Below are 10996 nucleotides of genomic sequence, written 5' to 3'. Positions count from 1 at the left end.
ATTTACGAATTTGTAACTACATTTTTATTTAAACTAATCGAGGTAGACATTATTATGGCAATTCATCCCCGCGCAGGGCAACTTGCACAGGCTCAAGATTTAGTCGACATTCCGAAATTGATTTCAGCGTATTATATTAACCTTCCCGATGTGAGTGTGCCAAGCGAGCAGGTTGCATTTGGTACTTCCGGGCATCGTGGCAGTTCATTCAACAATGCATTCACAGAGCTGCATATTCTGGCTATTAGTCAGGCATTAGCAGAATACCGCATTCAGCAGGGTTACACTGGACCACTATTTATCGGTAAAGATACTCATGCGTTATCAGAGCCGGCTTTTGTTTCTGCCGTGCAGGTTTTAGTTGCAAACAATATTAAAGTGATTGTACAAGCCGGTGGTGGTTACACGCCAACCCCGGTTATCTCACATGCCATTCTGCAATACAATAAAGCCAATCCGAATAATTTAGCCGATGGTATTGTGATCACTCCCTCTCATAATCCACCGGAAGATGGTGGCTTTAAGTACAATCCACCCAACGGCGGACCTGCAGACAGTGATGTGACAAAAATCATCCAAGACAGAGCCAATGAAATCTTAAATGATAATTTTGATGATATTGAGCAATGGGATTTCAGCGAAGCAATGGCATCAGACCTGGTTGAAGAATACGATTATATTCAGCCTTATGTTGATGATTTGAAAAATGTACTTGATTTGGATGCTATTGCAAAAGCGGGGATCAAAATTGGTGTGGATACGCTGGGTGGTTCTGGTGTTGCATACTGGCCTGTGATCGCAAAAACCTATGGTTTGAATATTGAAGTTGTAAACGATCGTGTTGATCCTACTTTTTCTTTTATGACCTTAGATAAAGATGGCAAAATCCGTATGGATTGTTCTTCGCCTTATGCTATGGCTGGTTTAATAAACTTGAAAGATAAATTTGATGTGGCTATCGCTAACGACCCTGACTACGACCGTCACGGTATTGTCACTAGAAGCTCCGGTTTATTAAACCCGAATCATTACCTTGCCGTGGCTATTAATTACTTATTCACTCACCGCAGTGGTTGGTCTGAGAATGCAAAAGTAGGTAAAACATTAGTATCGAGCTCAATGATTGATCGTGTTGTTGCACAATTGGGTCGTCGAATGTCTGAAGTACCAGTTGGTTTCAAATGGTTTGTTGATGGTTTATTCGATGGTTCATTTGGTTTTGGTGGCGAAGAAAGTGCCGGTGCATCTTTTCTGCGCAAAGATGGCTCGGTATGGACGACGGATAAAGATGGTATTATTTTGGCGTTATTAGCGGCAGAAATTATTGCTGTTACGGGCAAAGATCCTGGTGAGCATTATGCTGAATTTACAGAAAAATTTGGTTCACCTGTTTATACTCGTTTTGATGCCCCGGCAAGCCCTGAACAGAAGAAAGTATTAGCCAACTTAAATGCGGATATGGTTGAAGCTGAAACCTTAGCCGGTGAAAAAATTACCGCCAAATTAACCCACGCTTCGGGCAATGGCGCAGCTATTGGCGGTTTAAAAGTGACCACTGAAAATGGTTGGTTTGCCGCCCGTCCATCGGGTACGGAAAACATCTATAAAATTTACTCAGAGTCATTTATTGGTGAAGATCATATTGCACTGATCCAAAAAGAAGCACAGGAAATTGTTGCCCAAGCCTTTGCTAAAGCTGGATTATAATTCCCTCTTTAAGTGTGAATTATCAGCTCCAATAATATGAATGTTTTTCAAAACGAGGGGCATCCCCCTCGTTTTTTGCTTTTGATTTTGTCATATCAGTCAATCTCTTATAGCTGTCTGTTCCGCTGTAAATAACTTCAAACACTCCCTGTGTGCATGCTTTATTTTGATCAAGTCACTATTACCCTCTTCTAATCAAGTCTATTCTCCTCTATTTGGTAAAATACAAATTTATCAGAAAAAAAGTCCCTGGTGTCTTCGGACTTGAGTTTGTATCATATATTTATGACCTAATTTCATCTCCTTTAATAGAAAGGGGGTGCATTCTTTATTCTGTGTAGTGCTGTCCTCTGTGGTAGTTCCTTTAAGATTCTCACAAAAATGCTAAAGGATGCATAATCAATCTGTTGATATGATGAGTCGAGCGCTCTACTCCTAGGCTATATTTTGTTCAATTAAATTAAAGTTGAGAGAGTTGAATGTACCTTTCTTAATTAAAGCAAATATGGAATGCCACTTTTTATGGGAGTAGACGCACAGAAAAGGCCAAATCACAGATTGACTCGTTGATTTTAATCACCACGCGGGGTAAAAATAATATGTTAAATTCCGAATAATAATGTGTTTTGATCGGCCGATCGAAAATAAAACTGATTTTATTATTCGGTCTTAAAGTGAAAATTCAGTCTGAATAAATAGATTCATATTCAGAGGATATAGGAAAAAGGAAGCTGACACTTTTGAATGTCCAGATGATTGTTTTTTTAAAAAATTCATTAATTTGTCACTTAAACAACAAAAAATCAAAGTAAAATTAAAAAATGAAGTAAAATAAGGTGAAATCAAAAAATAAAATTTAACTTAATTTTTTCAATTTGAAAGATGCGTATTGTCATCTTCTAGGGAAATTACGCAATTAATTATAAGAAAAGTAGGAATATTATATGCCGACTAAAACGAATAAGAAAAAATACACAGCTAAAGCGGCAGTAGAGGGAAAAAAAATGGTTAATAAACAGGCGGTAAAAAAAACAATGACAAAAAACAAATCAGCTGAAATAGTACCAGCCATAGACTGCACAACGGATCAGATGCAACAAGCTATTCTGGATCGTCTGCATAAAACATTAGCGACAGAAGAAAGTAAGGCAAATAACAAAGCATGGTGGAATGCAACTTGTTACGCTGTCAATGAATTGCTTTTTGAGAAGTTAACGGATACACAAAAGAGCCATTCAGGCCAAGACACTCGGGCTGTAAACTACCTGTCACTTGAATTTTTAATGGGACGTCTGCTTTCAAATAATTTACATAATCTGGAATTATTCAACGTAGCACAGGATGCATTAAAAGGTTTAGGCAAGGATTTATATGAAATTTGCGAAGAAGAGCCGGATATGGCGCTGGGCAATGGCGGCCTTGGCCGTTTAGCTGCGTGTTTTATTGATTCTTTAGCAACATTAGGCTACCCGGCAATTGGCTACGGTATCCATTATGAAAATGGTCTCTTTGCTCAATCATTTCAAGATGGTCGTCAAATTGAACGCCCTGATACATGGCGTGAATACGGCAATCCTTGGGAAATTTGTCGCCCGGAGTCTATTCAACATGTGCCATTATACGGTTACGTTGAAACCGTTATTGATGAAAACGGTGTTTCACATAAAGTGTGGCATGCGGGGCAAAAACTCAAAGGCGTGCCATGGGATGTGCCAATTGTTGGTTACGGTGCTAAAACAGTCAATATTCTACGTTTATGGGAAAGCCGTGCGGATGAAGCATTTGACTGGGATGTCTTTAATGCCGGTGGTTATGTTGATGCGCAAGTTGAAAAATCAAAAGCTGAGACAATTTCTAAAGTATTATACCCAAATGACTCAACCGATGAAGGTAAAGAATTACGCTTAATTCAACAATACTTTTTCTGTGCATGTTCAGTTAAAGATATTTTACGTCGCTTTAGACGCGCCGGAAATGACTGGCCAATATTGGCTGAAAAAGTGGCAATTCAATTAAATGATACCCATCCAACCATCGCCATTCCCGAGTTGATGCGCATTCTGGTTGACGAAGAGCGTCTTGAGTGGGATTTTGCATGGTCACTTTGTGAGAAGATTTTTGCTTATACAAACCATACTTTATTGCCAGAAGCCTTAGAAAAATGGTCCGTCGCATTATTTGAAAAAGTATTACCTCGCCATTTAGAAATTATTTATGAAATTAACCGTCGTTTTCTTGAAACAGTTGAACAAAAATGGCCTGGTGATAACGACATAAAAGCTAAATTATCTATTGTTGAGGAAGGCCCGCAGCGTATGGTCCGTATGGCTAATTTGTGTGTTGTGACAGCTCACAAAGTTAATGGCGTTGCAGCGGTTCACTCTGAATTGGTGAAAACAGATTTATTCCCTGAATTTAACGAATTGTACCCAACTAAATTAATTAATGTCACCAACGGTATTACACCACGTCGTTGGTTAAAAGCCTGTAATCCTGCACTTGCTGAATTATATGATGAAACGGTTGGTAAAGATTGGGTGGTAAATCTTGATAAATTAAAAGATGCATTACCAAAAGCCACTGACACGGCCTTCCAAAAGCGATTTATGGATATTAAACGCGACAATAAAGTTGAGTTAGTCAACATTATTAAAGACTTGACCGGTGTTGAAGTGTCTGCAGATGCCATTTTTGATATTCAAATTAAACGTCTGCACGAATACAAGCGTCAGCAGTTAAATCTGATTCATATTTTAACCTTGTACAAACGTTTATTGGAGAATCCGGATTACGATATGGTGCCGCGGGTTTTCTTATTTGGCGCAAAAGCCGCGCCTGGTTACCATATGGCTAAACAGATTATTTATGCACTGAACAAAGTCGCAGAGAAAGTAAACAATGATAAACGTATCAAAGATAAGTTGAAAATTGTTTTCTTACCAAACTACCGTGTATCACTTGCTGAAAAAATGTTCCCTGCAGCCGATATATCTGAACAGATTTCAACGGCAGGTTTAGAAGCTTCCGGTACAGGTAATATGAAGTTTGCGCTTAATGGTGCCTTAACCGTCGGTACTATGGATGGTGCAAATATCGAAATGGCCGAGGAGATCGGTGCAGAGCACATGTTCATCTTCGGTTTAAGTGTTGCTGAAGTCAAAGAGTTGAAAACAGTGGGTTACAACCCTTACGATTATTATTACAATAATCCTGAGCTGAAAGCGGTGCTTGATTGGTTAGACTCGGATTTCTTTACTCCAGGACAACCGGGCGCGTTATCCGATATCAAACGTAGCTTGCTTGAATACGGTGATGAGTACCTTTGTTTAGCCGATTACGCGTCTTACTGTAAAGCGCACGACGCTATTGATACAACCTACCGAAATAAAGCCTTATGGGCTGAGAAAGCGATTCGCAACTCCGCCGCAATGGGTAAATTTAATTCTGACAGATCCATTGAAGACTATGTAGCAAACGTGTGGCATTTGAAAAAATACCCGTTAGCATGATCCATAAACTTAATTAACTACAAGGCGATATTTTTATATCGCCTTTTTTTTGCCTGAACAGAAGGGCTTTCAAATTTGTTGGGATTATTCTTAAAGCAGGTTACAATAACCACACAAAAAACATTGGATAAGAGGTTGTTATGTCTCAAGATAAAAATGCAGATGACGTAGGTGAAGCATGTGGTTCATTTGTTGAATTAGGCAGTGTGATTAGCGACGATGATACGGTATTAGTGTTGCCATTTACCGGAAAAGACAGTGCTGCGGTTAAAGTGCTGGCACAAAAATATATTGATGCGGCAAAAACACGTTTCGATTCCGTCGTTGTGACCGAGCAGGAAACAACCGCTGATGATGGGGTTAGCTTACAGGTTACGTTTAATTTTGACTGTACAGCTGAAAAGCTTATTTTTGAAATGGGTTTAAGCGCAATTTAATCAATCGTGGTTACTATTATTAAAAGCCAATTAGTTTGGCTTTTTTTGTATTTGCACTTTGGCATTAAAAGAGATTAATTGCGGCACAATGTAAATTTTTTTTCTTCTTTTGGCGCTTAATCGTTATACTGCTCAGATTATTATTAATATTGCCTTTTGGAGAGTACTTTGCTGATCGATGATTTACCCATTGACCGCCGTTTAATCATTTCGTTATCCCACCTTGGATTTACTGAAACCACTGAAATTCAGGCAAAAGCCGTTCCCATTGCCGTTGCTGGGAAAGATTTACTGGCATCATCAAAAACCGGGTCGGGTAAAACATTAGCGTATTTGCTACCTGCTATGCAGCGCGTTCTAAAAACACGTGCATTAACCAAACGTGATCCGCGTGTTTTAATATTAACGCCAACACGTGAGCTTGCAAAACAGGTTTATGCACAATTGCGTTTATTAGTATCAAATACCAGTTTGAAATCAACCCTAGTATCAGGGGGAGAAAACTTTAATGATCAAGTTAAAGCTCTGGATAAAGACCCGCATTTTGTTGTTGGCACGCCGGGACGAATTGTTGATCATTTAAAAAAAGGGTTGTTACATTTAGAAGGCTTAGAGTTATTAATTTTAGATGAAGCAGATCGTATGCTGGATTTAGGCTTTGCAGAGCAATTAAAGGCGGTTAACTCGGCAGCGAACCATAGGTTGCGCCAAACATTGTTATTCTCAGCCACCTTAGGGCATGCCGAAGTTAATGAATTTGCCAGTGAATTATTAAAAGCACCCGTCCGTATTGCTATTGGTGCAGAAAATCAGCAGCACAGTGAAATTTCACAGCGTTTTTATCTGGCAGATAACTTAAAGCAAAAAGAAAAATTACTCTTCCATTTTATAAAAAATGAAGAAATTAAACAGGCTATCATCTTCACTGCAACGCGTCTGGATGCTCAGCGTCTAAGTACGGAACTTAATGAAAGAGGCTACAGTACTTTGGCCCTACACGGCGATTTAACGCAAAATAACCGTAACAGTATTATGGACAGTTTTTCCCGTGGTAAAGCGCAGCTGTTAGTGACAACAGATATCGCGTCACGCGGATTAGATTTACTCAATGTAAGCCATGTGATTAATTTTGATATTCCTAAACATACCGAAGAGTATATCCATCGTATCGGCCGGACAGGTCGTGCAGGCGAGAAGGGTGATGCGATTTCAATTATTGGTCCTAAAGACTGGGTAAACTTTAAAAAAGTCGAAGAATTTGTACAGCGACAGTTAACTTTTGACCGTGTTGATAGCATTAAACCTAAATTTAAAGGCATTGTTGAAAAAGTGGTTAAGGCGCCAGAAACTAAAGCAGTCAATCATAAAGCTGAAAAGAAACAGAGCAGCAAAACGCGTAAACCTAAAGCGGCACCCAACAAAATTTTCCATGAAGCGAAAGAAGCTGGTTTTACACCGATGCGCCGTAAGAAAAAAATTGAAGAATAGAGACAGAGAATAGTTCGCCATTCTTTATCACTAACGGGTTTAAACTGGGGCAATAACATTGCCGCAGTGTTTAGTGGTGTATTGAACGACCAAAAAGTCAGCAACTAAGCTGACTTTTTACTTTTTGAAGCCTGGGATATTGAGTGCTGTCATAAGAACATGCCGACACATAAATAACTGTGCATAATGCCAAATGCCGAATATTTGAACTCACTTGTCTATTTACCTTAATTGATTTAGAGACCTTCTATTTCATGATTACTTATCTCTTTCGTCATTTTTCCAATATAAAAAGCCTATTTACGATCAGATATACAGGCTATCTGACTGTTTTTTATGTTTGTTGTTCTATAATTTTTATCAGTAAATAAAATTTAACCTCTTTCTTGCAGACTGCTGACTTGTAGGAGTAAATGGAGATCTCACTATGCCGGAAAAGAGCAACAACCGTTTTTTGTCTGGAATAGCCACCACGGGAAAAGATCTGGTCGCAATGTTAAGGGATGCTATGCTGCTGTTAATGGTTGTCCTGTTAATAGGGTGGCCACAAACCATCAACAATATTCTTGTGGAAGCGGGATTTGAAGAAGGAAGCTTTGCAGGATTGAAATGGAAAGCTAAATTGACCCAATCAGATGAGACCCTCCTAAAAGCCCAAGCGACCATCGCTGATCTAATAGAGCAGAATGAAAAACTGAATAATGCACTCTCTGAAGTTAATTCCCGAACAGACAGTGTGGAGGTCAAAGAGAACATAGCGAAACTTAATAGACTCAATACTTACTTAGCTGCCAGTTCGGCGAAAGTTCAAGCAGCCGCAGAAACCACTACCTCGGCGAACGCCGCGTTGATTCAGAAAGCACAAAGCGCAACAGGAATAGTGGTTACCTGGGGGGTCGTCTATAGTGGTGATCGCACTCTGGAGGCTGCGCAGTATGAGGTTCAAACAATCGCTCCAAAACTCGGATTAACCAACGCAGCGATTTATTTGCGGCAAGATTCTTACCGCAGTGTCGCAATAACTAGCGACAGATTATACGCGGAACAACTTCTCAAGAAGGCAAATGAGCGCCGCAAGGACTCGTACATTGTTAATATGTCTAGCTGGTGTCCAAACACGACGGAAAAAGACGGTTATTTTGAGTGCTCAACCCCCTGACAAGGGCTTTCTGCAACAGTAAAAAGTCACCTAAGGTTATTGGCGAATATTTAAGCATTAGCATCATATTTAGTTGGCAGAATTCCTGTTAATGACTATTACAAATCATAACTGGGACGTAGTTAAGGGCTAACCACTGGTTTTATTAGGGCTTATTAGGGTTTTATTGGGCTGGTGGGCTTTGCTGGACTTTCTTGAAAAAGAAAGTGGTGTCCCTGCGAGATTTGAATTGAACACCTAACTAATTGAATATATTGTTTTATTGTTTTATTTTTTTTGTTGGTGTTACTTCTGGTGTTACTGTTTGGGAAAATCATCGAGTTTATAACAATCATTAACCAAATATATTTTAAATAATTTAATTTATTTCTAAGTGTGAGGGGAAACCTAAAATTTAATAACCATCCATGAATTGCTCGCCAAACATTGTTTTCATTTGAGCCAGTGATATAGGCCAATATATCTTTTCTAACTCAATTATCTTATTTCGTTTTTGTTCAAATGTATTCCAGCACATCCCTTTAGGCTTCGGCCAGTATTGAACATTCATAAACATATTATTAACGTCAGGATAATTATAACCCCATAGCTCTTTTCTAAGCTTTCTAATGCGTCTGATTAATCTATTTGACTGCCTTTCACTCTGACTGGCGTAATGTAAGCCTAAACACTTTCGGCAAGCATAGGCATTACGAACTGCGTAAAGGTGTTGCCGCTGCCGTTGGCAATAGGGGCAAGTGATATAAAGCTTTTTACTGGCGCTTCTGCCATCAAGCATTAAAGCTATTTGGTGGTCTTGCTCATTGATATTAAAAATAGCTATTCGGGTATGGTTGCTTGTCTCTATTAACTTAAAGTGTTTATGCTCGGCACTCAAATATTCACTACTTATTGAATAGTTGCTTAATGGGGCGTTAACAAGAGGCTTGAATATGATTGCTGATATTCTGTGATATTGCGTTGTATAGGCTCGGGTTTGCGTTCTTCCGTAATGAAAACCTCTTGGTATAATAACCTCCGTTGCTGTTTGTTGTACGAAAAATAGGGCGCATTTAGGTAGTTAATTCGCCGCTGTTTTATCGTTTTTAAGCTTAATTCGGCTTGTTCCGTAGTCTTTCGTCTGTGGTGGTCGATAGCCTTTACCACGTGCCTTAGCCAAGTAGGATATGCGGAAAACTGCGCTTTGAATTTCTGCGTGTTCATTGCGCTTTAGGTTGTAGTAGCAGTTTTTAGGTATCCAGTATGAACCGCTGATCTCCTGCCAAATCTGTTTTACTTTATTCAAAACAAAGCTGGCTTTCTCGACCTTGTGACCGTCTATTATCAGCACATAATGGTAATGTTGATGCTTAGCGGTTTCTTGCTCTCGACACCAAATAAAACCGATACGTTTCAGTTTGTAATGCCGTTTAAGCCATTTAAATAATCTGCGGTTGAATGTAGTAATCTGTGTATTTTTTTCTGTGTATACGCTCTGTTTTAAATCAAAGCGGATAGCATGAACTTTGCTGTGGTAACTCATCATTGCCTCAAGCTGTCCGATCATCTTTTTAAGCATTGAGCTATACACACCGCTTTTTCTCGCGTTAACCCACCATGTTTGAGCGTTCATTGTCATCACGTTAGTTTTAGTTACATATCTCATTACTATTAACCAATCTAAGCAGACAGATAATATAAAAGATCCTAGCTTGTGCTTAGTAATCACTTACCTGATAGTTAAGGCCGTTCAAAAGGTGGTCATTATTGCTCTGTATATATTCAGGGGTAAAAAACCTACAAATAACGTCCAATAAAGAACACCTTTATAGCGAATGGCTTCAAGGGTTTGTGCTTACTAACTATTATTTATCTTTCTGCTTGGTTATACTCTTGTTACTGGCTGGTGGTTTGGTCGTCAAACTTGAGCCACCAGCTAGTTCATATGAAAGCTTGCTTTGATTACGTTACGGCAAGTTTTTTACTTTCTATGCGTTCTTTATATGCTTGGTCTGCCTCTGCCTTTTCTTGTTTCTTTTGCTGAAGCTTTTCTACTGCGTTTTTACAGCCATAATATGATCGGTCATTATATTGCTTTCTGGCTATGGTTCGTGCGTCTTTATCGGCTTCCCAATCGCAAGAATAATGCCGTTCATCGAGCCAGTAGAAAGCTTGTTTTCGGTCGCCAACTTGACCGTTTTCTTTATGGATTAACCAGTGCTGATAATAACCACCCATTAGTTGCTGTAGATAAGCTCTGAAGCCACCACCTACCAATTGGCAGAATTCATCCCTTGGGTGTTTACCTCTATCAGACAGGCTTTTTAGCAATAAATAGGCTGGACTATTTAAGTCTGGTAATGCGCCCTCTGGCGCGGTGAAGATAATGTTTTCCATGTAACCCCCTAGGCTGTTTTTTTACGTTGCTGAATAAGATTTGAAACCAATATTTTGATTTCTGCTGGTGATCTTTCTTCAATCATCGCGTGAATAACGGCATCAACTTCACTAGCTACAAAAGCAACTGATCTTGAACCTAAGCTAATTGGGGGAATGAATAGTCCAGAATTTATGCGATTATATAAAGTGGATTTTGAAAGCCCTGTACGTCTAAGGGCTTCAGGTCTACGGATTAATTCTGGGTGTGCTTGCTTGTACATAATTACCTCTCTTAGTGTCTTATTAGAACTATGAGGGATCATATATGGGGGTGTATT

General features: G+C 39.3%; 9 protein-coding genes. 5 read left to right on the top strand and 4 right to left on the bottom strand.

Annotated features, from left to right (window positions below; all coding sequences use genetic code 11):
• Positions 1 to 54: 54 nt before the first annotated feature.
• The 5 genes from pgm to CXF72_RS03300 all read left to right on the top strand — a co-directional run bounded on the left by pgm (position 55) and on the right by CXF72_RS03300 (position 8300).
• Positions 55 to 1707, top strand: a complete 1653-nt coding sequence (pgm, locus tag CXF72_RS03320) for a phosphoglucomutase (alpha-D-glucose-1,6-bisphosphate-dependent) (protein ID WP_101036857.1) — start codon at positions 55 to 57, stop codon at positions 1705 to 1707.
• 1004 nt (positions 1708 to 2711) lie between these two features.
• Positions 2712 to 5216 carry a glycogen/starch/alpha-glucan phosphorylase gene (locus CXF72_RS03315; RefSeq protein ID WP_198552484.1) on the top strand — a complete coding sequence of 835 codons (2505 nt, stop codon included), beginning with the start codon at positions 2712 to 2714 and terminating at the stop codon, positions 5214 to 5216.
• A 140-nt stretch (positions 5217 to 5356) separates the two neighbouring features.
• Positions 5357 to 5653, top strand: a complete 297-nt coding sequence (locus tag CXF72_RS03310; RefSeq protein WP_101036856.1) for a YfcZ/YiiS family protein — start codon at positions 5357 to 5359, stop codon at positions 5651 to 5653.
• Positions 5654 to 5821: 168 nt separating this feature from the next.
• Complete coding sequence (locus CXF72_RS03305; protein WP_101036855.1) at positions 5822 to 7141, top strand: DEAD/DEAH box helicase; 1320 nt, start codon at positions 5822 to 5824, stop codon at positions 7139 to 7141.
• A gap of 427 nt (positions 7142 to 7568) precedes the next feature.
• Complete coding sequence (locus tag CXF72_RS03300; protein ID WP_101036854.1) at positions 7569 to 8300, top strand: hypothetical protein; 732 nt, start codon at positions 7569 to 7571, stop codon at positions 8298 to 8300.
• Between the two features lie 394 nt (positions 8301 to 8694).
• Here the strand turns inward: CXF72_RS03300 and CXF72_RS03295 are convergent, their stop codons facing one another.
• The 4 genes from CXF72_RS03295 to CXF72_RS03280 all read right to left on the bottom strand — a co-directional run bounded on the left by CXF72_RS03295 (position 8695) and on the right by CXF72_RS03280 (position 10939).
• Complete coding sequence (locus tag CXF72_RS03295) at positions 8695 to 9177, bottom strand: hypothetical protein (RefSeq protein WP_232784865.1); 483 nt, start codon at positions 9175 to 9177, stop codon at positions 8695 to 8697.
• A 183-nt stretch (positions 9178 to 9360) separates the two neighbouring features.
• A complete protein-coding gene (locus tag CXF72_RS03290; protein WP_232784864.1) occupies positions 9361 to 9912 on the bottom strand; it encodes a YagK/YfjJ domain-containing protein in 552 nt (183 codons plus the stop codon).
• Between the two features lie 329 nt (positions 9913 to 10241).
• The gene (locus tag CXF72_RS03285) at positions 10242 to 10676 is read right to left on the bottom strand and encodes a hypothetical protein (RefSeq protein WP_101036851.1); all 435 of its coding nucleotides are present in this window, start codon (positions 10674 to 10676) and stop codon (positions 10242 to 10244) included.
• Positions 10677 to 10684: 8 nt separating this feature from the next.
• Positions 10685 to 10939 (bottom strand): helix-turn-helix transcriptional regulator, encoded by a 255-nt coding sequence (locus CXF72_RS03280; RefSeq protein ID WP_101036850.1) that lies wholly within the window; start codon positions 10937 to 10939, stop codon positions 10685 to 10687.
• Between the last annotated feature and the right edge of the window lie 57 nt (positions 10940 to 10996).

This window comes from Psychromonas sp. MB-3u-54 (assembly GCF_002836415.1).
GTDB lineage: Bacteria > Pseudomonadota > Gammaproteobacteria > Enterobacterales > Psychromonadaceae > Psychromonas.
This window is presented reverse-complemented; position numbering and strand designations above follow the sequence as displayed.